This window comes from Acidobacteriota bacterium, from assembly GCA_035529075.1.
GTDB lineage: Bacteria > Zixibacteria > MSB-5A5 > GN15 > FEB-12 > DATKXK01.
Window position 1 is genome coordinate 88653 of sequence record DATKXK010000011.1, and the last position, 23477, is coordinate 112129.

Sequence of the window (23477 nt, forward strand, 5' to 3'; positions counted from 1 at the left end):
GCTTTAGCCGACGGTCAGGCGGCGCGGGCACGACGCGATTCGCCGCAAAAAAAACGGTGGGCTTCAGGGCCCGTTTTGCCTACATTTCGGCGGCGGTTCTTTTATGATCAAGAAACGACGTCAGAAAGGCAAACAGAATCATTACGCCCTGTTGCTCAATCGCCGGGCGGGCGGCTTCGAGCGACGGGTGGTCGAGCGGCTGACGGCGGCGATTCGCCGGGCCGGCGCCCACTATACGGTTCTCGAACCGGAGTCGGCTACGGATCTGCTGGCCATGGCACAACAGGCCGCCGGCGTGAGACGACGCCATCGCTTTCTGTCGCAGAACATCAGTCGACGGGGGCCCATCACCGCCCTGGTCGCTTGCGGTGGTGACGGGACGTTCAATCTCGTGGCCCGGGCGGCCATGGATGCAGACCTGCCGGTGGGTGTGCTGCCGCTCGGCAGCCTGAACAATATCGCGCGTTCGCTGTGCGGATCGGTCGATCCCGGCCGGGCCATCCAGAGCATTCTCTCAGGTAACTACCGGAAGTTTGACGCGGGTCGCGCCGCGACCCAGCCCTTCTTCGGCTCCGTCGGCCTCGGTTTCACGGCCGAGCTGACCCGCCTGCTAAAGGAGAAGAAACTGCCCCGTTTCGGTATCGGCTGGGCGCAGCTGGCCAATCGCGCCGCCGCCAGCGTCTCCGTGACACCCATTATCGTCAAGGTGGACAGCTTCCGCTTTGAGGTCAGCCCGCTCATGCTCAACGTCAACCTGCTGTCGTACTCGGCGGGCCTGCCGTTCTCACCGGCCTCGGTGCCGGATGACGGTCATGCGGAGGTAATCTTTGACAGGGGAGAAGCCGTCGGAGGGTTCGGCGCCTTCGCCCGCCTCATCCATAACGGAAAGTATCTGTACGGAGATGACGTCCGAATGTACCGCGCCACTACCATCACGTGCCAGCCATCCCGGGGACGGAAACTGTACCTCGACGGTGAACTGATCGACCTGCCGACCAACGTGCTGGAGGTTCAGGTGAAGCCTCAGCAGGTGAAGGTCTTTTGCTGAAATGAAGCGCGCCGCTTACGTGCTTCTTCTCGCCGGTCTCCTTGGTCCCCCGTTGCATGCCGATACTACCGACGTGACCGCACCCGCACTGTCCGACACGGTGATCTTTCAGCCGGTACGGGATACCAGCCGCGCGGTCCAGGTGGCCAACCCGTCTGACTTCGAAAAGCACCTGACGCAGAACCCGACGGCAGCGCTGTTCAAGTCCATGCTGGTTCCGGGCCTGGGGCAGATCGGCAACCGCCGCTGGGTCAAGGCGGCGGTGATCATCGGCCTGGAGACGTGGTTTATCGGTTCAGCCGTTCATTACGGCCGGCAGGCCGCCGACTTCCGTGACCAGTGGGAAAACGCAACCGGCCTTCAAACCCGGCGGATTCTCTACGATCTTTACGAGGACCGCCGCGACGAGCGCAACAAGTTCACGTGGTTTGCGGGTGTCACGATTTTCGTGTCCATGTTTGACGCTTACGTGGACGCCCATCTTTCGGGATCGCCCGGGGACCGGCGTAACGATCAGGTGGACTGGGACGTGGCGCCGGACGGCCGGGGCGGGGTCCGTGCGCTCGTGACTTATCCGTTCTAATCGCTCAGTATGAAGTCTGTGACGTCCAGTTCGTAACGGGACGGATCTATCTGTCGGATAATCTTCCGGGCGGCGTGTTCTTCCTGTGACAGGTCCACCCACAGCGGCGTGTCAAGCAGACCCTGCCGGTCGCCCACCACCTTGACGTACGGGCGCGCCCTGTCCACCTCGTTGTTTGCCAGCACCAGCGCGATCTCATCGGTGTTCAGCAGGACGAGGGAACCGGCCGGGTAGATGCCGATAATGTCGTTGAACAGCTTCAGGAGGAAGGGGTCAAACTTGATTTTCATCTGGTAGCGCAGTTTCTTGAATACGACGTCCGGGCTCAGCGCCTTCTTCAGATACACCCGACCGGAGGTAAGGGCGTCAAAGGAATCAACTACCGAGATGATCCTGGAGAAGAGGTTGGGCGGCCGTTTCTGGTAGTGCAGGACCGGGTAGCCGGTGAAATCGTTGTTGATGTGGTGTTCAAACGTGCCCCGCGCGGCCCGGGCCGTGTGGGCGTCGAGTTTCAGGTTGCGCAGCACCGTCTTGGCGCCGAGGATCGGGTGGTACTGCATCTGGATCCAATCGTCCTCGTCAAACGCTTCCGGTTTGCTGATCAGGTCCTTGGGTAGCCTGACCTTGCCGATGTCGTGGAAAAGAGCCGTGAATCCGAGCTGTGACAGGCGCGAGCGGTCCAGTCCCAGCTTGATGCCGAGCGTGAGAGCGTATACGGAGACGTTCGTCGAGTGCGCGTACGTGTAGTCGTCGAAGTCCTTGATGGCCGTGAGTTCGAGCAGCGATGATTCGTCCCGGGTGATGTGATCGATCAGCGAGTGCACGACGCGCTTGGTCTTGGAGATATTGATATCGCGGTCTTCCATGGTGTTGACAACCACTTCCTGGACCACCGCCACGGCCCGGAAGAACGTTTTGCGTGCCATGCTGCGAAAACGGCGCCGTATCTCCTCGGCCAGCAGCGGCTCCTCGTCGTCGATGTCTTTCGCCGAAAGCAGTTCAACGCACTCCAGCCCGTTCGACTTCAGCGTGGCCGACAGGGATTCCAGGTTCCCGGTCGTCGGCTTGACCGTCGCCATGTAAGTGAAAAAGCCGGCCACCTCGTCCTTGGTGATCTCCTGGAAAAAGGTGGCACCGCCTATGCCCAGCATTTTCCATTCGGCGACTACGCCGGCGGCTCCCGACGGCCCGGCATCGTCAAACCTGACCAGCCGGTTGTTTACGAAATACCGGCTGGCCACCCGTTTCACTGTCACGTCGCCTTCGGCTTCCGACAGGGATGCCAGCAGGCCATAGAAGTTGTCGAGCTGGTTGCGAAAAGCGGCGTTGTTCTCATCGATAATGCGGGCCGTTTTGTACAGCACGAAGAAGGCGTTTACCAGCCTTTCCTCGGCCTGGCCGGCCAGCAGGCGTCCGGCGATCTGACCGACGGCCTCAGTCATCTTTTCCTCCGTAGATGAGTTCCCGGCGTCGCTTTAACGCCTGTACGGCCTGCCGTTTGATATCCGGTCGCCAGCTCGACGAGAGCTTCAGCAGGGCGCGCTCGCACCGCTCGCTTCGATTGTGGCTGAGGGCCTCAAAAGCCGCGGTCCGATAGGCCCTAAGGTTCCTGTCTCGTAACGGGTTGGGTTTCGTTATCAGGTGCATGAGATATTCCACCGCCCGGTCGCCCCCGAGCACGGAGTACGCATTGAGCACCCTCTGCTGGTCGGGACCCTCCAGTTCGCCGAACGAATCGTCGTTCAGTACGTCGGTGATGGCAACGAAAGCCGCCGGTCCGCGCCGGGCCACGATAGAGTTGACCGCCTCCTTGCGAACCTCCGGATCCTTGTCACGGGCGCCACGCTTGAGCAGTTCCAGGGCCTGCTCGTGGGTGCAGTCCAGCAGCGACGACACCAGCGCCAAGCGTACTCGCCTGTCTTCGTGGTCGACGACGTTCTTCACCTGGTTAAGCGCCGGGCCGTCGCCGATCCGGCAAAGGATGATGACGGAATTGCGCACGACGAACCACCGTTTGTCGAACAACCCCTTGGAGACGAGCTGCAGATTTTCGCGGCCTCGCTCAGCCAGGAAGTCGCACAGTGATTCTCGGTGATTCCGCTGTGTCAGTTCACCCAGCAGGTCAGTCAGACCGGCCAGGGCCTCCCAGTCGAAGAGGTTGAGATACCGGCGCAGGTCGGCCGCAGCGATATCAGGGAGTTGATTGAGCGCCTCGCACAGGATTTTCAGGCGGTCTCGACTGCCCGCCGTGATGCGGGCATCTTTCAGCCGCTCGGACCACAGGGGCTTGTCCGGACGGATGCGTTCTTCAAGTGATCGGAAGTAGCCCAGCACCCGCCCCGCGTACACGAGTCTTCCCGCTCGAATGAACTCGCTCATGACCTTCTCGGAGACCGTCACCGCCTCGTCGAAGCTGGCCATGTCTCCTTCCTGGTGCAGTAACTCCCTGAGCAATTCGGTGGTTGATTCGTATATGTCAAAATCGGCGTCGTCCCGGGCGATTTGCTGCACCTGCAACTCTTCTTCCTCGGAAAGCCTCGACTCGTCCTCAAGTATCAGGGTTGTATCGGGAGTTGCACGCTGGTCCGACGGATCGAGATCGGCGAATCCCATGGCATTGGCCGCCTCGACGGTCCTCAAGCCCTCACGGTCGCCCACTTGCTCGTCAAAGACCGTCCGCCCGGGACCGGTCGGAGGTCCGCCGTCGGCGTCCTCTTGCTCGGCCGGCCTGAAAATGGCCTCGTAGTTCTCGGTTCTCTCGCTCGCCATCTGCGAACCCTCGATACCGCCGGCCTCTCGATTGCTGAACAGTTCCTGGACTCTGAAGTCACCATCGTATTCGGACAGCGCCAGGTCCTCAACGGTCGTAAACGTAATCCCGGTCAGGCCGGCTTCCCAAAGCATGTTGACCAGGTCGCGGCTCCTGTTGGGCAGGTTGACGTAGTCTTTGATCACGTTCAGGAACAGGTGAATCTGCGGGGTGTCAAGGCCTTCGCGGAACGTCAGATCGGTGATACCGGTTTCGAAGAACAGGCCGGCCAGGCTCTCCTGCTTGGAGCGGTCGATGAACGCCGTCTCACCGTCGAGGGCCAGGCGGTCACGCTCTACGGTGATCCGTATACTGCCGCAGTCCTGGACCAGCGACTCGAGCTTCTCGGCAAACGTCCGTCGCATGCACTCGGGAAGCGGGTTCCCCTCCGGGTACATGGAGACGACCTTGATCACTTTCAGGAGGTCTTTGAGGATCAGCCGGACGTCCTGAAGGCGCTGCTCTTCTGTTGCGACCGTCGTTGTCATACTTCCAGCCTCTAAACAGCTTAGATCGGCAGGATGCCGCATCGTATTAACCGGGATCACGGCGAATGCAGAAACGGCCGGTCGCTCGCGACCGGCCGCCTGTGGAACGCGCGGGTTCCCTTAGAGCAGTTCGATTTTCTGGCGATGCCTGCGGACGTGTTTGGTGGCGTTGCGGGTGTCAAAGACGGCCCTGGCGTTATCCACGATCCACTGGTAGTCGTAGCCGCTGTGGTCGGTGACAACGACGACCAGATTGACTTTCTTGATCAGTTGAGCCGTCAGCCGGCTCGATTTCATGACGCCGTCGCGCCACGCAAAGTGCGGGACAAAAGGATCGTTGTAGTAGACCCGGCAGCCCTTGTCTTCGAGCAGCTTGATGACGTCCAGGGCCGGGGACTCGCGGATGTCCTTGATGTCTCGCTTGTAGGCTACGCCGAGGATGAGCATGGCCGACTTGTTGAGCGCCCTGGCATGACGGCGGTTCATCATGGCACCGATCCGTTGGACCACCCACTCGGGCATCTGGCTGTTGATGTCGCCGGCCAGCTCGATGAACCGGGCGTAGTAATTGAGCGACTTGAGCTTCCACGACAGGTAGTGCGGGTCGATCGGAATGCAGTGGCCGCCCAGCCCCGGACCGGGGTAGAACGGCATGAAGCCGAACGGCTTGGTGGCGGCGGCGTCGATGATCTCCCACACGTCGATGCCCAGCCGATTGCACATGACCGCCACCTCGTTGACGAGACCGATATTGACCGACCTGAACGTATTCTCCAGGAGTTTTACCATTTCCGCGGCCTGGGTCGACGAGACCGCGTGCACGTGCGGGATGGTCTTTTCATAGAAGGCCTTCGCGACCCGCGTGCAGTCGCGGGTGACGCCGCCGACTACGCGGGGAGTGTTACCGGTGGTGTACTTCGCGTTCCCCGGGTCGACGCGTTCCGGTGAGAAAGCAAGGAAGAAATCGGCGCCGACCTTGAACCCCTTCCTGTCAATGAGCGGCAGGATCAGATCCTCGGTCGTGCCCGGATAGGTCGTGGACTCCAGTACCACGAGCGTTCCCTTCCGGATATACTTCTTTACCCAGTCCATGGCGGCCAGGATGAAGCTGACGTCGGGATCTTTGGTCTTGGACAGCGGGGTCGGAACACAGATGGAAATCGTATCCATCGTCGACAGCGCTTTCGGGTTGCCCGTGGCGAGAAAGCGTCCCGAGCGCACGGCCTCACGAACGCGTTCGTCGGGCACGTCGTCGATATCCGATTTCCCCGCGTTGAGTCGCTTGATTTTCTCGCTGCTGATGTCGAAGCCGGTCACTCGGAACCCGGCCTCGACCAGGGCCATCGACAGCGGCAGCCCCACGTAGCCCAGACCGATAACACCGGCCCTGGCTTTTCGATTCTTGATCTTCTCGAGCAGCGTATCAACAGCCCTGGGTTTCCTGTGGCGTGTTTCTGCCATAAAACTTCTCTCCCGTGCGCGCCGATTATGCTTTGCCGACCTTGCTCCGCCAGTACTCCAGCGTGTCACGCAACGTCGTTTTGAGTTTATATCGGATTTCAAAACCGACCGATTGAGCCGCCTTCCGGTTGCTGCCCCTCAGGACGGGGATTTCCGCCTTACGCAGCCGGGATTCGTCAACCTTGACGGTAACTTTGCCGGTCGAAAAAGACAACAGGGCATCCAGCATCTTCTGGATTGACACCGCCCTCCCGGAGCAGAGTTGGTATACCTCGCCCGGCCGGCCTTTGAGCGCGATCAGCCGATAGCCGCGGACTATGTCGCGGACGTCGGAGAAGTCTCTGCGCGCCGAGAGGTCCCCCACTTGCACCCGCGGTTTTTGCCTGCCCGCCTCGATCAGGGCCACCTGCCGGGCGAATGACGGGATGACAAACCGTTCCGTCTGTCGGGGCCCGCTGTGATTGAAGGAACGTGATATCACCGCCGGAAGCCTGTGCTGTCGGTAGTGGTATCGGACCGCATACTCGGCGGCAGCCTTGCTGATACCGTACGGCGAGATCGGGTTTAGAGGCTGATTCTCCGTAAGGGTCCGGTTCTTCGGAGAAAAGATGCCATAGCAATCGGCGGAACTTACGTACACAAACCTGTTGAGCCGATCGAGCTGTCCGGCCGCAGCGAGCATGTTCAGGGTGCCCCGAAAATTAACCTCGACAGTAAGCGCTTCCTGTTCGTAGGACCTGCCTACCGAAGCTACCGCCGCCAGGTGAAAGACATACCCCGGTTTCAACTTCCGCAGCACCTTTTTGCACCTGTCACCATCGAGTATATCCAGGGGCACCAGCCGCAGGTCACTGCGGATGGCGGCGATATTGTCGGTAGGTTCGTCGTCGTAAATCGAGCCGGAAACGGTAAACCCGGAATTCAACAGTTCTTCGGCCAGGTATGAGCCGGCGAATCCGGCGATTCCGGTAATGAAGGCGTGCGGCTGGCTCATCGCTACTTCCGTTTGGACAGTCGCTCCATGTCGGCGTCCACCATCATATTGACCAGTTCCTCGAACTTCACGCGCGGCTGCCAGCCGAGCTTTTTGTGCGCCAGCGAGGCGTCGCCAAGCAAGAGATCAACCTCTGCCGGGCGGACAAAGCGCGGGTCTGTTACCACGTATTTCTTATAGTCCAGGTCAACCCGGGCGAAAGCCTGGCGGACGAAGTCCTCGACCGAATGCGTTTCGCCGGTGGCGATAACGTAATCGGCGGCTTCGTCCTGCTGAAGCATCCGCCACATGGCCTCGACGTAGTCCCCGGCGAATCCCCAGTCGCGTTTGGCGTCAAGGTTGCCAAGGGCCAGTTTGTCCGCCATACCGAGCTTGATCCGCGCCGCGCCGTCGGTGATCTTGCGGGTGACGAATTCCAAACCCCGGCGTGGCGACTCATGGTTGAACAGGATACCGGAACTGGCGTGCATGTTGAAGCTCTCGCGGTAGTTGACCGTAATCCAGTGGCCGTACACTTTGGCCACCCCGTACGGTGAGCGGGGGTGAAACGGTGTCGTTTCCCGCTGCGGGACCTCGTGAACCTTGCCGAACATCTCCGATGAGGAAGCCTGGTAGAACCGAATGTTCTTATCGATCAGACGGATTGCCTCGAGCACCTTGGTCACTCCCATGGCGTTGAACTCACCGGTCAGAGAGGGTTGAATCCAGCTGGTGGGCACGAATGACTGTGCCGCCAGGTTGTAGACCTCCTGCGGCTGATGTTTCTGGATCGTGGTGATGATCGAGAGCTGGTCGAGAAGGTCAGCCTGAACCAGCGTCAGCCGGTCCCTGATGTGCTCGATTCGTTCGGAAGATTCGGTGGACGAGCGGCGGACCATGCCGATAACCTCGTAGCCCTTCTCCAGCAGCAGGTCGGCCAGGTACGATCCATCCTGCCCGGTAATACCGGTAATCAATGCGCGCATGTCTTCTTATCCCTTTGCTCGATTTTTACTGGCTTATACACAAGTATCGGCCGTCTGCCCGGCATTCTCTCTTTCGGGCGCCGGGTCAGGCACGAATATACGGGCCCCGTTGCCGGAGGTCAAGCCGCCTGCGGCGGGGTCTCGTTCCCGATTGACTATGGCGGCCCCGTTGAATATGTTCAGAACATGAGAAGGGGAGGCGTGGTGTTTACCCGGATTGTGCCGATCATTGTGCTGCTGCCGCTCATGCTGACGGCCATTGAGGTCAGCCAAAGAGGAGCTCGTATGGATGCCGACCAACCGACCGCTGATTCGCTGCTATACAGCGCCGACGAAATCTTCCAGCAACGGGACTACGAGCAAGCCCTGCTTAAATACGAGGAAGCCCTCGGGCGGGCGCGTGAGGAGTTCAATCGATCCGTCGAAACAGAGACTCTGGCGCAGATGGCCCGGGTGAACCTGCTTCTGGGCAATATCGACGAGGGGAAGGAATGGCTCTCCAGGGCGGCCGAAAGGGCCAATGATAGCGATCCGATGGGTTGGTCGCGATATCTGGGCGTCAGGGGACGCTATGAGTGGAAGGCCGGCGACTTGGCCGCGGCGCGCAAAACTTTTGATGAGATGTTCGCCTACTGCAACACCAACGCCCTGTGGCCCCGGGCCGTCGATGCCGCCCATATGATAGCCATCGTCGCAAAGAATCCTGAGGAACAGATCGAATGGGGGCAAAGAGGGATTGAGGTTGCTGAGGCGGGCAGCGCCGAGCACCAGCTCGGCCCCCTGTGGAACAACCTCGGCAGCACTTACTACGATCTCAAGCAGTTCGACAGCGCCCTGTCCTGCTACCTGAAAGCGCGGGAATACCACTGGCAGTTCTCCGGTGAGGTCGAAAAGCTCTTCGCCGACTACCACGTCGGTATGTCTTACCGGCTGGCAGGCAATCCGGAAGAGGCGGAAAAGTGGTTGCGGCCGGTTCTGGCCTGGGCGGAACGCCTCGAACTGCATTCGGCGATCGGACAGGCCCTGGAAGACCTGGCGGAGATCCGGATCGCCCGCGGGCAGACCGCCGAGGGCCTTGAAATGCTGAAACGGGCCCGCCTGGAATACAAAGAGGCCGGGTTCGACCAGAGCTGGCCCGCCGTCTGGGACCACATCAACGAGCGCATCAAGCAACTCGGGGGTTGAAAACACCGGTCGGCTCACCGTCCGGGCGAATGACCGCACAGGAAACGCTTTCATTATTCCGGTGATAAACGGCGATGAATCTGATCCTTCGGCGGAGCGGCGTTGCTCGGGTGGCGGGTCAGTTTGGAAGTTGATATGCTGTTTCTTGACAGGTCGATTATGTAATGAATGGGGGCTGCGGGCGCGTACCACGCTCAACCCTACTTTTCAGCGGGTACTAGGAAACAGAAGCATTTGGCGTTCTTCGGATAAATCCGTTTGCCGCTACGTACAATGTAACGACAGAACACCAGCTTCATGCCACGTGGCACTTTAATTGGCGTCTTCGCCATAGGCTCTCACCTCCTCCTTTGTTTAAACTCCGGCACCTCGTCCCTCGGTGGGAAGCCAAAAGCCCCTCACCGAGGGGAGGGCGGGAGTCTAAGCTGAAGGAGTGAAAGCCAAACGGGGCGCCGCATTGCGCCCAGCAGCCTCTCAGGAAATATAGTGGACATCTTGGGTGATGCAAGGTTATTCTCTGCCTGCTTCCTGCCTTCATAGCGCCAGTATGATATCTCCAATGCTCCAACGGTGTTTGGTCACGCCAGCACCCACATCGCCAGTAGGTCTTAGAATCACCCAAATCCCAGCAAGTTTGAATCACAGGAAATGCAGGACAACCGCATACCCAGCGTTTTCGATTGGTTTCGAAAACCGGTTGGTCAGGTGGTTAAATCGACGCATGCCCTTACGTGCCGCGAAGCGAGAAGCCCTTGAGTCGTCGCGCCTTTTTTCATAATTCTCTTGCCATAAGCAGCATAATGACCGATATTTGTTGTAGCGGGCGGCCGGACTCGAACCGGCATTTTCTGGATGGGAGTCCCAACGGTTTACCGTTAACCTACGCCCGCTCTGTACTGGTGGAGCCGGCCGGGATTGAACCGGCGATTATCAGGTGCAAACCCTGAGATCGTCACCAGACCGGCCCCATGCACCACAAGTTAGGCTCAAGCTCTCCATGAGCTTGAGCCTCGTTTATTCCTGCTCCTCATCTGCGGTCTCTCTTTTCTTCAAATAGAGAATGAGCGTCCACACGGCTTTCTGCTCTTCCTCTGTCATCTGGTCCGGGTCCAGGATGTCAATCAAAACGTCCTTAGCAGAAGGTTCCGCAAGCGATTGATCATACCTATTTCCGTTGGCCGGTTGTGATGGTCGCATCGGCTTGGTGCCTTTTCGCGGAGACCTCCGTTTCGTCGTTCTACGCTCACGCGACATTCTCTTGAGATACGGTGACAGCTCGGCACCTGCTTCTTTCGCGAGTGCCACGAAAAACGACCGGCATTTAGCCACCGTGTCTCCGGTAGCGCCTGCTTCTTGGAACCCATTGTTGAGTTGATCTGGCGTGGTCTGGGCGATGTCAATTCCGCTCTCACCAAGGAAACTATACGTCCGTTCGAACAGTTCTCTGTACTGCGCCCTCCTACTATCAGCATCCGCTTGCACCAGACTCCTAAGCTCCTCCGACGGCACACCCGCTTCGTCGATGAGTCTCATGAAACGGAGCGCTCCCATCAAGTAGGAGCGCATTCCACCTGACATGGATGGCATAACGCTTGGATCGATGCGTGACGGCATTGCTTGCTTTAGGACATTTAAGAAGTTAACGAATGTCCGCCAAGGAACGTACGGCGGTAGGGCCTTCTTCACTCGCTCTCCGTTTGGCATTACCATAACGCGGCTCCTTTACCCTGTGGTTTATACTTGTCAGCCAAATTATGCGCTATGGGCTCTGCGGAGTCAAGTAAAAAGTTGTTCGAAAACCTAGGAATCTTAGCCCTATCTTAGTATGCGCCGTCTATTCCGGACAGAAGAAGCCGTAGGATAGCAATAGATAGATAGGCTGCCGCGAATATTGGCTGTGCTACTAGATTCCCGCAGATCCTTGATTAAGCCGTTGCAATCGCGTATCGTATTGCTGCCCAGTAGGTTGCGTGATTCGATAAATCGATCGTCAGTTGCGGCTAATCGGGATTCGCAAATGTTACTGATTCCAAGCGAATGTAAGCTATGATGTTACGCAAGTAGAGGCAGCAGACGGATTAGAGCAGACCGGCGGAAAAGCCGGCCTTGGAGTTCACTTTTTGCGGTTTTCTGGTCGTTGCTAGTGCTGCTGTCTTTGCCGCAGCAGGGCAGCGCCTGTCGGTAGGGCTTTTGGCCTTGGGCTTGTGTGGCTTTGATACTCCGGGGGGCAGGATTAGGGGTCGCAGAGTACTCGGGAGCGGTGTGGCTTGACGTGGCCAATAAGAAAGGTGCGGAGTTGAACTGGGTTCGGCGGGTTATTTCGGAGGTAACGGTGTCAGGGGAAACCTGCAAGTCAGGCAATGTGCTAGTCGGCTTAGGGAACTGCTCACCGTGAGCAGCTACGTTGGTGCGCGAACGGTTGCAGGCTACCGGCATTTTGCGTACCTTCTTCGTAAAGACAGGAATCAGCCAAAGGGCGAGCGCACTATGGAATACCGTCGAGTAGGAAAGTCGGGCCTCAGGATTTCGGAGATCTCACTCGGTGCCTGGTTAACGTACGGCTCCTCGGTCGACGGCAACGCCGCCGGGGAGATTGTCAGGGCCGCAGTGGAGGAAGGCGTCAATTTCATCGATATCGCGGATATCTATGCCAAGGGCGAGGCGGAGAAAGTGGTCGGTGCCGCCATCAGGGATTTCAAGCGTTCGGATCTCGTGATTTCCAGCAAAGTGTTCTGGCCCATGTCCGACAACGTCAACGACCGGGGGCTCAGCCGCAAGCATATCACTGAATCGGTCGAAAAATCTCTGCGCCGCATCGGCACCGATTACCTCGATATCTACTTCTGCCACCGTTTCGATCCGGAGACACCGGTCGAAGAGACGGTGCGGGCTATGAGCGACCTGGTGCAGCAGGGTAAAGTCCTCTACTGGGGGACGTCCGTCTGGGAAGCGGAGCAGATCGAGCGCGCCGTGGCGGACGCCCGCGAGTGGAAAGGCTATCTTCCGGCCGTGGAGCAACCGCGCTACAATATGCTCGACCGGCACATCGAAGAGAAGATAATGCCGACCTGCGCGCGGCACGGCATGGGACTGACCGTCTGGTCACCCCTGGCCCAGGGGCTTTTGACCGGCAAGTACAATGACGGCGTTCCGAAAGGTACGCGCGGCGGCGAGACGATGTGGCTGGCCGGAGATATGGGCCCGCAGAATATCACCCGGGTCAGAAAGCTCGGCGAGTTGGCCGACTCCCTGGGCATGGCGACGGGGCAACTGGCCCTGGCATGGATTCTCCGGCGCCCGGAGATAAGCTGTGCCATCACCGGGGCCACCAGGGTGTCGCAACTCAAGGAAAACCTCGCCGCCTCCGGCATGACTCTGGACGCGGAGACGCAAACGGCCATTGACGGGATCCTCGGGAGCGACGAGAGCAGGCAGCGGCCGTAGAATGTGATTCCGTGTGACCCTGTTCGTCCTTACTTTTGCCTTGACATATTGAAAGGGTCGTGCCACGGTGCCGCCGGCACGGCGCGGTCCGAACCAACTGCATACCCGGGAGGAAACCATGTTTACAGCAGTTGCCGATTTCGAAAAGACCTGGGCCCAGGAGTCTCAGGGCACACAGAAGGTTCTGAACGCCCTGACCGACGGGTCCCTGTCGCAGAAGGTTGCCGACGAGCACCGCACGCTCGGGCGCGTCGCCTGGCACATTGTTACCAGCATTGCAGAGATGATGCCCCATACCGGCCTGAAAATGGAATCGGTTAAGGCCGATGCACCGGTACCGAAAAGCGCCGGGGAGATCCGGTCGGCGTATGAAGCCGTGTCGGACGAACTGGCCCGGCAGGTGAAGGCCAACTGGCACGACGACACCCTGCAGGTCGAGGATGAATTTTACGGTGAGACCTGGAAGCGGGGGCTGACCCTTGATATCCTGGTGCGGCACGAAGTGCACCATCGTGGCCAGATGACCGTGCTTATGCGGCAAGCCGGCCTGAAGGTCCCCGGCGTGTACGGCCCGGCCAAAGAAGAGTGGACCAGCTACGGCGCGCCGGAGCCCGAGGTATAACATCACTCTTGGTGGTTAAAAAGGCTCCCGGGAGTGCCCGGCCCGTAAGTCTGTGGCAGCAATTAGTGGTTCAGATGAAATGATTCGCGGTTGCGCTCCGGCTACAGCCAGCGCTTGAAGAATTTCAATATACCCTGGTCCCAGCCGACGCGGTGAGTTACGCCGGTCTTGAGGTGCTTCAATTCGTCCTTGTGCTCCAGGTACCAGCGGTGCGAGGCAATAAGGGCGTCCTGGTTGGAGTTCCTGGCTTTCCAGCCGAGCTTGTCCTCGATTCTCTTGGTTGAGACGTAGGAGTCCTTGTCGGCCGTTCCGTAGACCCACTTATACAGGGGAGAGATCTTCATGAACTCGAAGACGGCCAGCGCGCCTTTGACCAGGAGTGCCGGGGTCGGCATTACGCGCGCGCCGCTTTTTGCGAAATCACAGAGCGCACCCACGTCGATCTTGACCTTCTCGAAGTGTTGTGCCCCGATGTTGAAGATGTCGTTGGCCATGTCCGCCGGCGCCGAGCCGGCCAGCCAGATAGCTTCGATCAGGTCGGTAACCTCCAGAAGCTGGTACAGGTTCTCTCCCTTGCCGATAATGGGAATCCTCTTGCCGGAATCGACCCAGTCGTAGAGAATCTGAAACACGCCCAGCCGGGCCGTGCCGATAAACGTTTTGGGACGTATCACCGGGACGCACATGCCCTGTTCGCGAAACTCGGCGCACACGGCCTCGGCGGCTATCTTGCTCTCGCCGTATGCTCCCACCCCGTCAAGGGGGTCGTCTTCAACAAGGGGGTGTTTGTCCGGGACGCCGTAGACGGCCGTTGAACTGATAAAGATCGTCCGCTCGACGTTACACTTGCGGGCCTGCTCAAGGGTCGTGCGCGTGCCCGAGATGTTGGTGGACATGATCTCATCTCGCCGCCAGAGGGGCAGAGCCGCGGCACAGTGGATGATGATATCGATCCGGTTGTCGTGGATCAGCCGGTACATGGCCTCGGTGTCGCGGACGTCGACGTTCACCAGGAGGCAGTCCTCGGGGTACTCCGCCCTGATGAACGGGGCGATGTCGTTGAACGCCATGAAGGCAACGCCCCGCCTGGGAAGGTTCTGCGCCAGGTGATAGCCAAGAAAACCGGCGCCGCCGGTGACAAGAACGCGTTTGTCTTTCATAACCCTTGTTGTTACCGTATCGCCACTTGCTACAAGAAACAAAGGCCGCCGGGGAATGCCGCCCGGGGCCCGCAGCATACAGACGCCCGGACAGTATAACAGGTTTTCATGAAAAGGCAAGGGGCACGGCAAGGCTCGGCCGGATGGCTGCCCCGGGTTCCCGGGCGCGTATCATCCGAGTCAGACTATCTCGCAGGCAGTCTTGCAAACCGCCGTCATTTTCTTCCTGAACTTCGCCCTGAGATCATCGTTGGACGGCTCCAGCAGGTCGGCGGCATACTTTTCGAATTCGCGCACCAGTGTTTCGTGAAAGGCCTTTCGGTTCACGACCAGACCGTTTTCGTCGTCGGTGTATTCTACCAGCGGGATGTCGTCGTCCAAAAGGATCCTGGAGCTGCCCCGGACTTCCGCCTGGTGCAGAATACCGCAGCGGATCTGGCGATAGAAAAGCTCGGCCATGCGGTCAGTAAAATGATCGCCGAAGCCCGTCTCGGTCAGGTATCTGACGAAGTAGAGTTTTGACTTCCCTGAGGGAGTTTTGTTGACCCCTTCCCGAAACTGCTGAAGCATCTCTATCAGGAGGCAGTCCAGGGCAAGAACGGCGAACCCCGCGTACGCGCAAGGTTCGATGCGTGATATCGGGTCGAGAAAACGCTGCCGGATACGGTCGTGCAGCATTTCAACCGCCTGCCGCCAGTCGTCCTCCGCCTGGAAAGTCAGGCGCTGCCAATCCTCGGACGTGAATCGTGGTGATACGTGCATCCAATCATCCCTCCGTCCCGGCCGGACCGTCCGTGCCTGCCGCCAGGGTGGCGACCGGGCCGAACGCCGGCGTCGGAAACACCGATATCTCCCCGGGCCGTTGTCATCTGAGTCGCCAGGAAATTAAGGCGCCGGCGGCGATCATGTAAAGGGCAAACAGAGCCCGGTCCGGCCGCTTCTCAGGCCTGCGGTCTTTCGGGCCGTCTGATGGCGGGGGTTTACAGGTCGGTCGGAGCCGTCGTGCCGGTTTCCGGGTGAAGCGAGAATTCAAACGTCTTTAGCAGGGTCATGAAGATGGCGCCGATCATCGGCCCCAGGACCACCCCCAGCAGGCCGAACAAGTAAATGCCTCCCATGATGCAGAAGAAGAGCAGCAGCGGGTGCATGGCCGCCTTCCCGGAGATCAGGTACGGGCGGATGACGTTGTCAATCTGACTGATTACGAATACCCCGGCCAGGATGACAATGAACCCTTTGATGTAGAAGCCGCTGATAACCAGTATGATGCCGGCCGGTACGTAGATGAGAAAGGCGCCCAGAAACGGAATGACGGAGAGAAACGCCATGATTGCCCCCCAGAAAACCGGCGACGAGATGCCGACGGCGAAAAAGAGGATACCACCCAGCGTGCCCTGGATCAGCGCTACCACTATACTGCCGTACATCGTGGCCAGAATGACGTCGCGCAAATGGGTAAAGGTGACGTTCACCTGCTCGGCCGGCAGCGGAATCAGGCGCTTGACCTTGGCGACAATCCGTGATCCTTCCTTGAAAAAATAGTACATGGTAAAGATCATGAGGAAGAAGAAGAACACCGCCTTGGTTCCGTTGGTGATAAGCCAGGTTGTCTGGTCCACCACCACTCCCGTGACTCTGTTCATAGCGTCCCGGACCATCTCATCGAGGTTGATCTTCGATATATCATAGTATTCGGCGAGCTTCGCTTTCATGGTGGTCAGCAGGGGAACGTCTATTTGAAGCATATCCTCCAGCTTGCCGTTCTTGTACATCTCATTGACACTGGAAACGGCTTCGACCGCTTCCTCGACCAAGGCCACGAACAGGTAGGTGACAGGGCCGATGATCAGCAGCACGATCAGGAAGCAGACGATGAGCGCCGATCCCCCCTTGGTCCTGAGCCGACCGAGGATTTTCTCGTAGAGCGGGGAAAAGAGAATGGCAAAGACGGCGGCCCAGCAGATCGGCACGAAAAACGGAATGATGATCTCATAGAAGAGATAAATGAAAAACGCCGATATGACGAAAAACAGTACTGTTAATACGTGTTCTCTTTTCATCGCCGCCATTCTCGTGTAATTATCAATCCAATCTACCGTCTCTGGAATGCCGCCGCAAGAGATATCCCCCGCCGTATGCTCGGGCGTCAGCGGCCGGCTTGAGCACCCCCGGCGCGGGTGCCTGCGGCTGCTGAGATTTGTCGACTGACCGGCGACAGTCTGTACCGCGCCGAAAACAAAACAACAGTTGCCGGCCGAGTTGCCGCCCGTGCCTGCAGGATGGTGCGGTGCAGCGGCTGAGAATCAGGCAGGATGTCGCCGACGGCGTGCACGGACCAAGCCCCCGGCTCTCCGTTCGCGCGCTGCGAATCCGTGGCGCATGGTATTGTCGATTAGCGGGTTACGATACGAGGGGTGGGGTTTTCCCCATAGTCGTTCGTGCGGGTTGATCAACGTGGCGTGCATGGGGTGTTCTGATGACGCTCATGCACGCGTCATGGATGAACGGTCCGACGAACGATCGGCCACGTGATTTATCAGACTAAAAATCTCAAGCACCTGGTATCAAGTATTTTATGATTTCGTCGATCTGTAACACATGAATACTGTTTCCGGTGGGCAGGGGCGTAGCCATCGTCTCTTCTCACAGTACCTAACAACTCAAACAAGGAGTTGAGAATGGCTTACAGACGTACCAAAACAAGGACTCGTCGCTCAATGCCCCGGCGTAAGGTGACCCGCCGTGTCACGACACGTCGCGCTCAGAATGGCGGCAATCCGTGGTCCCGTGAAGAGATTGCGTTCATGCGCAGCTACTATCGGAATCACGACACAGCGTGGTGTGCTCGCCAGCTCGGCCGTACGGTGTATTCAGTCCGCTACAAGGCATCGGATCTGAACATCAAGAAGGCCAATCCGTCAGTCTGGAAAGCGAATAAGCCGAGCGCGTTTGGGAAAGTCACTCGGCGCAACTCCACCACGCAGAAGAAGCGTTGGGCTACCCCGAAGCGTCGTACCAACCGTCAGGCGATTTCTCGCAGAAGCACTCGTCGTGTGACGAGGCGACGCAGCCGGTAATAGGACATCCAGGCCCTTCGCAACGAGGGCTTTATACTTAGGACCCGTTTTCATCCTGAAGGCGGGTCCTTTTTCTGCCCTGCCTGCCGATCCCCGCGTATATTGTCGGGCGAAAGGAGGACCGAATGGCAGTCATAAAGCAGAGCGACATCGAATTCGGCACGGTCCCCGGCGACGACGTCTCGGGGGTAGTCAAGGCCAACGTAATCGGACCGACTCAGGGCTGGCAAAGCCACGTCATGCGCGTCTTCAGGATTGAACCGGGCGGTTATACCCCGCGCCACCGGCACGCCTGGGAGCACGTCAACTATATCATTTCCGGCAGGGGAAGGCTGCGCCTGGCCGATACCGTTCACGAAGTCCGGACCGCGGATTTCGCCTTCGTGCCGCCGGATACGGAACATCAGTTTGAGAACCCGTCCGATGAGCCGTTCGAGTTCATATGCATAGTGCCGCAGGAGGTAGCGTAACCGCTTGTGAGCGCAGCGGCGGCTGCTGTTGAAGCACTCGGGCGGTCAACAGCCGGCAGGTCATTCTTCGGGCGCGGCGGAATCGACCCCGCTGGTGGAATCACCCGAAGGTTCGTTGTACCACAGGGAGTCCTCGAAGTATTGCCAGTAGTCCGGCTCGTCGAGCGACGGCAGTTCGACCGGCTGGATAACCAGGGACTCGATCTGATTCTCCCGGGAGACCTGAAGGGTGGCGCCGCCTTCCTCCAGCGCCGCCATGACTTTCTCGATCAGGTCCTTGTGCGTGCGCGGCCGGGCACCGTTGACTCGCCGAATGACGTCTCCCGCCCGCAGCCCGCAGGCGTACGCCAGCCTGAATACGTCTATCTGGTCGACCACCAGGTAATTCGACTCACCGGCTTTCACGGAAAATCCCAATTGGCCCTTGAGCGGCAGGTCCTCAATGTACACCTGTGGCCGATGTTGCCCGGCAGGTCTGGTTATTCGCGGCGGACGCGTCGCCGTCACCAGCTTGGACATTGTCGGTTCTTCGGCGATCCAGACGGCCAACGGACGCTCGGGAGTCAGAATCCACTCTCCGAGGAGATAGTCCTGCAGGATCTGCCGTCCGACCGTGCGTTGCTGCCAGAACGCTGACTGGAACGCCTCGTACGTTGAATCCAGCCCCATGACCTGTTGCGCCGTTACCAGGGCCAGCAGCATCGCGAGGTTGTCCCGCCGATACGGACCGGGTTGCATGAGCGCGTGCGAGGCAATTGACGCGTGCAGCGAATCTGCCAGCCAGTCTGTCTGGGCCAGATTCCGATGGGCCAACTGGTAGATCAGGTTCAGTTTCAGTTTGGCCCCGGTAGGGGCTGCCTCCATAAGAACACCGCGACGAATACCGCCCACCGGAAGTATCAGCGGCTGGGATGCCCCCATAGTGGGGTAATAACGGACCAGGAATATGTCGAAATCGGCCTCGAGCCACGGTATGCCTGAATAGCGGGCCAGGGTTTCAAGGATGAGATTCCCGGATTCCTCAAGGAAAGCGGCCAGCCCGCTGTCGTTGGCCTGCACCCAACGCAGGTCCCGGGCCGGCGAGCTCGTCTTGTACAGATCGGGAAAAAGACCGGCCTGCAACGAGACCGACCGGTCATTCATGCTCACGAACGGGATCGTGACATCGCCTGCCGGTTCGACCAGGTAGCCCGACTGCGAGTAGACACTCGCGCCTATCGTAAGGCACCCGAACAGCAGCCATCCGACTTTGTTCATACGGGCGAAAGTATACCGTTTTGGCACTCCCTGGCAAGGCAAAAAACCATCCGGCGGGTCATCCGGCCCGGCACATTACGGGCGGTTCCGTGACGATGTTGTCCTTGCTTTTGAGCCTTCGGTGTGGTACCCAGAGAAAGTTCCGTCAACGCCCCGGCCGGGCTGCCGCCGTACCGTGCTGGACCCCCGGGATTATCGGGAGCCGAACATTGCATTATGTCTCACGATCTGCCTGGTTCGTATATGCCGGGCTGGCCGTCGTACTTGCGTTGCTGGCGGGCTGCGACTCGTCCGGCAAGGCAGACCGCACAGCCACGGATCGCCCCTCCGACAGCGACAGTCTCGTGATCGAGTTGGCCGGCGCCGATTCGGTCTCTGTCTTCGACCTGCTTGAGGCCGGCCACGAGGTGGGTTTCACCCGCACGGCCCTGGGGGTTTTTGTCACGAGAATTGACTCTGTCCGGAACGGGTCCGGGTGTTTCTGGATTTATTCTCTTAACGACACCATGCCTTCGACGGCGGCCGACCGGTGTATCACGGTTTCGGGCGATCGGGTGCGCTGGCACTTTCGGCGGACGGCGAATTAGCCCGGGCCGCGCCGGAATCGGTGGGCCGCCGCGCCGGTTGCTCCGGGCAGACCAATGGTTTATATTCAGACTCGTGGTAAGCGACGTTCTTGACAGGCTGGAGCGGGGCGAGTTCTTTCTGATCGCCGGCCCGTGCGTGATCGAATCGGATGCAGTCTGCTTCGAGGTAGCCGAAAAGGTGGCTGGACTGGCCCGGGAGTTCGACCTGCCGTTCATCTTCAAGGCCTCCTACAAGAAGGCCAACCGTCTCTCCGCCGGATCCTTCACCGGACCCGGTCTGGACGAAGGTCTCACGATACTCAAGCGCGTCAGGGACGAGTTGTCGCTGCCGGTGCTGACCGATGTTCATGAGACGGCCGAGGTTGACCCGGTGGCCGAGGTGGCGGACGTGCTTCAGATCCCGGCGTTTCTGTGTCGCCAGACGGATCTGCTGGTAAAGGCGACGTCCACGGGCAAGTGGGTGAATATCAAGAAGGGACAGTTTCTTGCCCCTGAAGACATGGCCGGGGTGGCCGGCAAAACGGAATCCCGGAAAGTGATGTTGACCGAGAGAGGCACTACCTTCGGTTATCGCCATCTGGTCGTGGATTTCCGCTCGCTGGTGATAATGAAGGAAACCGGTCTGCCGGTCGTCTTTGACGCCACCCATTCGCTGCAGCTTCCCGGCGGCGGCGGTACGGTCTCGACCGGACAGCCGCAGTATATCATTCCGATGGCCAGGGCAGCGGCCGCAGTCGGTATCGACGGGCTCTTTGTGGAGACCCATCCCCGTCCGACCGAGGCGCTTTCCGATGCCGGTGCCATGCTGCCGCTTTCGAAGATGCGGGAGCTTCTTGAGTCGGTGATCAGAATTCGGGAATCATCACGGTAGGCGGAAGATGACCACCCTTACCCGCGAGCAATTTATCGAACGGCTGAAGACTATTCGGTTGCTGGCCATTGACGTCGATGGTACCCTCACCGATGACAGCATCTTCTTCGGTCCCGACGGCTTCGAGATGAAAAAGTTCAACGTCTCCGACGGCTTCTTCATGGTGCTGGCTATGCGGCAGGGGCTGGAACTGGCCGTCGTTTCCGGCCGCAATTCTCCCGCCACCGAGACGCGCATGAAAGACCTCGGCATACAGCACGTCCTCCAGGGCCGTCGTGACAAGTGCGATATGATCGAGCCGCTTTTGAGCGAACTGGGCATCACCTACAGCCAGGTGGCTTTCGTCGGGAACGAGCTTCTGGACATCAAGCTGGCGCAGAAAGTGGGCCTGCCCCTGGCGGTGGCTGACGCCAACGACGAACTGAAAACCGTTGTCAGTTACGTAACGGCCAGGAAGGGCGGCGAAGGTGCGGTGCGGGAAATTCTGGAATGCTATTTTGAAGCTATCGGCGTTGACCCCAAGAGTCTGGTGATCTGATGAACGTACGTGACTACGGTCGGGAAGTTATACGGATGGAAGCCGGGGCGATCGCCGGACTGGCGGAACGCCTGGACGAGAACTTTGATCGCGCCGTGGAGCTTATTCTCGGCTGCAAGGGTCGGGTGATCGTGACCGGTCTCGGAAAATCCGGCTTGATCGGCAAGAAGATTGCCGCCACCTTCAACTCCACCGGCATATCCTCGTTCTTCCTGCATCCGACGGAAGCGATGCACGGCGACCTGGGCCTGGTGCGCTCCGAGGACATTCTCATGGTTCTCTCCAAGTCCGGGCAGTTTGCCGAGATCGAGGCCGTGATCGCCGCGACCGGGAGGCTCGGCGTCAAGATGATTGCGCTGTGCGGAACGACCGCGTCGCCCCTGTTCCATCGAGCCGACATTGCCCTGGACTGCTCGGTGGAGGTGGAAGCCTGCCCCAACAACCTCGTGCCCACCTCGTCGTCGACGGCCACCCTGGTCATGGGGGACGCCCTGGCCGTCGCCCTGCTCAAAGCGCGCGATTTTTCGGCCTCCGATTTCGCCGTGTTGCACCCGGGCGGAGTCCTGGGCCGCCGCCTGCTCAAACACGTGTACGAGGTTCACCACGCCGCCGATGAGATCCCCCTCGTCAAGCCCGAGGCTACGTTCTCCGAAATGATTCTCGAGATGACCTCCAAGCGGCTGGGGTGCGTGCTCATGACGAACGAAGCGGGCGAGGTGGCGGGCGTCTTTACGGACGGTGACCTGCGGCGCCTGGTTCAGACGAAGAACGATGCCTTCAGCCGGAAAGCTTCGGAATTGATGATGACGGACCCCAAGACCGTCTCGGCCGACGCCGTACTGGACGCCGCGCTGGCGATCATGGAGAAACATGCCATCACGCAACTGGCCACGGTTGACGAAAACAATCGGCTGGTGGGCATCGTTCACCTGCATGATATTCTCAAAACCAAGCTCGTGTGACGCCGGTCGGACGATCACGTGACCTGCCGGTACCTATGAGAGTTCTCAAGAAGCTAAAGAGGAGCACGGTCTACGGCGGCACGCGCCTTTTCATCTCTCTCTGCAACCGGGTCCCCCGGCGAGTGGCTGTCTTCGTCGCCGGCTGGCTGGGGCTGGCCGCGTGGAAACTGCTGCCAAGGGACCGGTACCGCGCCCACAGGCATCTTTGGCTTGTCTACGGCGACCGGCTGAGCTGGTCCCAGAGAGAGAACCTCGGCAGGACGATGTTCGTCAATTTCGGCAGGAATCTGGCGGACATGGCGAGGATGCGGCGGCACTATGCCTCTGAAATCCGGCCGCTTGTCACGGTCGAGGGCCTCGAACATTTCGACGCCGCTTACCGGCAAGGCAAAGGTGTCATCGGAATCACGGGTCATATCGGCAACTTTGAACTGATGGGCGTTCACGTGGCCTCGCTTGGCTACGACATTGCCGTGATCGGCCGCAAAATGTACGATGCGCGGCTGGATCAACTGCTCGTGGAGAACCGCCGGGCGCTGGGGCTGACCAATTTCGCCACCACCGATTCCCCGCACAAAGTGCTCTCGTGGCTGAGAAGCGGCCGAGCAATCGGAGTCCTGATCGACACCGACTCCCGGCGGGTAAGGAGCATGTTCATGCCGGCCTTCGGCCGGCTGTCCAACACGCCGGTGGGGCAGTCGATCATCGGACTCAGGGCGGGGGCGGCGTTTGTGCCGATGGCCTGCCTGCGCTGCGGCGGTGGCCGCTACCGGATCGTCATTCGCCCCCAGGTCGAAATTACGGCCAGCGGTGATCTCCAGGCGGATGTGCGCCGCCTTACCCTGTTGTGTACCAAGGCCTTGGAGGAAATTATTCACTGCCACCGGGATCAGTGGATATGGTTGCATAATCGCTGGCGGACTCCGGCAGGAATTGCCCCTTGACAGCCCGGTATT

General features: G+C 59.4%; 21 protein-coding genes and 2 tRNA genes. 11 read left to right on the forward strand and 12 right to left on the reverse strand.

The window, feature by feature from the left end; all coding sequences use genetic code 11:
- The first annotated feature begins 103 nt into the window (after positions 1–103).
- Positions 104–1048, forward strand: a complete 945-nt coding sequence (locus VMY05_05955) for a diacylglycerol kinase family protein (protein ID HUV30611.1) — start codon at positions 104–106, stop codon at positions 1046–1048.
- Position 1049: 1 nt separating this feature from the next.
- Positions 1050–1631: a DUF5683 domain-containing protein gene (locus VMY05_05960; GenBank protein ID HUV30612.1), complete on the forward strand. Its 582-nt coding sequence runs from the start codon at positions 1050–1052 to the stop codon at positions 1629–1631.
- On the opposite strand, the gene VMY05_05965 is transcribed toward VMY05_05960, so the two are convergent.
- The 5 genes from VMY05_05965 to gmd form a co-directional block, all read right to left on the reverse strand.
- On the reverse strand, positions 1628–3073 hold the full coding sequence (locus tag VMY05_05965) for an HD domain-containing phosphohydrolase (GenBank protein HUV30613.1): 1446 nt from the start codon (positions 3071–3073) through the stop codon (positions 1628–1630). The genes VMY05_05960 and VMY05_05965 overlap by 4 nt on opposite strands.
- A complete protein-coding gene (locus VMY05_05970; GenBank protein ID HUV30614.1) occupies positions 3066–4928 on the reverse strand; it encodes a HEAT repeat domain-containing protein in 1863 nt (620 codons plus the stop codon). The genes VMY05_05965 and VMY05_05970 overlap by 8 nt, the downstream gene beginning before the upstream one ends.
- A gap of 120 nt (positions 4929–5048) precedes the next feature.
- Entirely contained in the window at positions 5049–6389 is a 1341-nt protein-coding gene (locus VMY05_05975) for a nucleotide sugar dehydrogenase (GenBank protein HUV30615.1), read from the reverse strand.
- Between the two features lie 25 nt (positions 6390–6414).
- Complete coding sequence (locus VMY05_05980; protein ID HUV30616.1) at positions 6415–7383, reverse strand: GDP-mannose 4,6-dehydratase; 969 nt, start codon at positions 7381–7383, stop codon at positions 6415–6417.
- Between the two features lie 2 nt (positions 7384–7385).
- Positions 7386–8348: a GDP-mannose 4,6-dehydratase gene (gene gmd / locus VMY05_05985; protein HUV30617.1), complete on the reverse strand. Its 963-nt coding sequence runs from the start codon at positions 8346–8348 to the stop codon at positions 7386–7388.
- 204 nt (positions 8349–8552) lie between these two features.
- Between gmd and VMY05_05990 the strand changes: the two genes are divergently transcribed.
- Positions 8553–9533 (forward strand): tetratricopeptide repeat protein, encoded by a 981-nt coding sequence (locus VMY05_05990; GenBank protein ID HUV30618.1) that lies wholly within the window; start codon positions 8553–8555, stop codon positions 9531–9533.
- Between the two features lie 818 nt (positions 9534–10351).
- Here the strand turns inward: VMY05_05990 and VMY05_05995 are convergent.
- From VMY05_05995 to VMY05_06005, 3 genes are all read right to left on the reverse strand, one after another.
- Positions 10352–10423 (reverse strand) — tRNA-Gly (locus VMY05_05995).
- Positions 10424–10430: 7 nt separating this feature from the next.
- Positions 10431–10501, reverse strand: a tRNA-OTHER gene (locus tag VMY05_06000).
- 46 nt (positions 10502–10547) lie between these two features.
- The gene (locus VMY05_06005) at positions 10548–11066 is read right to left on the reverse strand and encodes a hypothetical protein (GenBank protein ID HUV30619.1); all 519 of its coding nucleotides are present in this window, start codon (positions 11064–11066) and stop codon (positions 10548–10550) included.
- A gap of 858 nt (positions 11067–11924) precedes the next feature.
- Here VMY05_06005 and VMY05_06010 point away from each other — a divergent pair.
- Both VMY05_06010 and VMY05_06015 read left to right on the forward strand, forming a co-directional pair.
- On the forward strand, positions 11925–12977 hold the full coding sequence (locus tag VMY05_06010; GenBank protein HUV30620.1) for an aldo/keto reductase family protein: 1053 nt from the start codon (positions 11925–11927) through the stop codon (positions 12975–12977).
- Positions 12978–13095: 118 nt separating this feature from the next.
- Complete coding sequence (locus VMY05_06015) at positions 13096–13599, forward strand: DinB family protein (GenBank protein HUV30621.1); 504 nt, start codon at positions 13096–13098, stop codon at positions 13597–13599.
- Between the two features lie 101 nt (positions 13600–13700).
- Here the strand turns inward: VMY05_06015 and VMY05_06020 are convergent, their stop codons facing one another.
- From VMY05_06020 to VMY05_06030, 3 genes are all read right to left on the reverse strand, one after another.
- A complete protein-coding gene (locus tag VMY05_06020; GenBank protein ID HUV30622.1) occupies positions 13701–14759 on the reverse strand; it encodes an NAD(P)-dependent oxidoreductase in 1059 nt (352 codons plus the stop codon).
- Between the two features lie 180 nt (positions 14760–14939).
- Positions 14940–15521, reverse strand: coding sequence for a hypothetical protein (locus tag VMY05_06025; protein HUV30623.1), 582 nt, complete (start codon positions 15519–15521; stop codon positions 14940–14942).
- Between the two features lie 218 nt (positions 15522–15739).
- Entirely contained in the window at positions 15740–16819 is a 1080-nt protein-coding gene (locus tag VMY05_06030; GenBank protein ID HUV30624.1) for an AI-2E family transporter, read from the reverse strand.
- A gap of 1142 nt (positions 16820–17961) precedes the next feature.
- On the opposite strand from VMY05_06030, the gene VMY05_06035 reads away from it, so the two are divergent.
- Positions 17962–18306, forward strand: coding sequence for a cupin domain-containing protein (locus VMY05_06035; protein ID HUV30625.1), 345 nt, complete (start codon positions 17962–17964; stop codon positions 18304–18306).
- A 60-nt stretch (positions 18307–18366) separates the two neighbouring features.
- Here VMY05_06035 and VMY05_06040 read toward each other — a convergent pair whose 3' ends face one another.
- Entirely contained in the window at positions 18367–19563 is a 1197-nt protein-coding gene (locus VMY05_06040; protein ID HUV30626.1) for a PDZ domain-containing protein, read from the reverse strand.
- Positions 19564–19772: 209 nt separating this feature from the next.
- On the opposite strand from VMY05_06040, the gene VMY05_06045 reads away from it, so the two are divergent.
- The 5 genes from VMY05_06045 (at position 19773) to VMY05_06065 (ending at position 23465) form a co-directional block, all read left to right on the forward strand.
- Positions 19773–20150, forward strand: a complete 378-nt coding sequence (locus VMY05_06045) for a DUF4430 domain-containing protein (protein ID HUV30627.1) — start codon at positions 19773–19775, stop codon at positions 20148–20150.
- A 73-nt stretch (positions 20151–20223) separates the two neighbouring features.
- Positions 20224–21021: a 3-deoxy-8-phosphooctulonate synthase gene (gene kdsA / locus VMY05_06050; protein ID HUV30628.1), complete on the forward strand. Its 798-nt coding sequence runs from the start codon at positions 20224–20226 to the stop codon at positions 21019–21021.
- Positions 21022–21028: 7 nt separating this feature from the next.
- The gene (locus VMY05_06055; protein ID HUV30629.1) at positions 21029–21559 is read left to right on the forward strand and encodes an HAD hydrolase family protein; all 531 of its coding nucleotides are present in this window, start codon (positions 21029–21031) and stop codon (positions 21557–21559) included.
- Entirely contained in the window at positions 21559–22521 is a 963-nt protein-coding gene (locus VMY05_06060) for a KpsF/GutQ family sugar-phosphate isomerase (protein HUV30630.1), read from the forward strand. Before VMY05_06055 ends, VMY05_06060 begins: the two co-directional genes overlap by 1 nt.
- Before the next feature lie 35 nt (positions 22522–22556).
- Entirely contained in the window at positions 22557–23465 is a 909-nt protein-coding gene (locus VMY05_06065) for a hypothetical protein (GenBank protein HUV30631.1), read from the forward strand.
- The last annotated feature ends 12 nt before the right edge of the window (positions 23466–23477 follow it).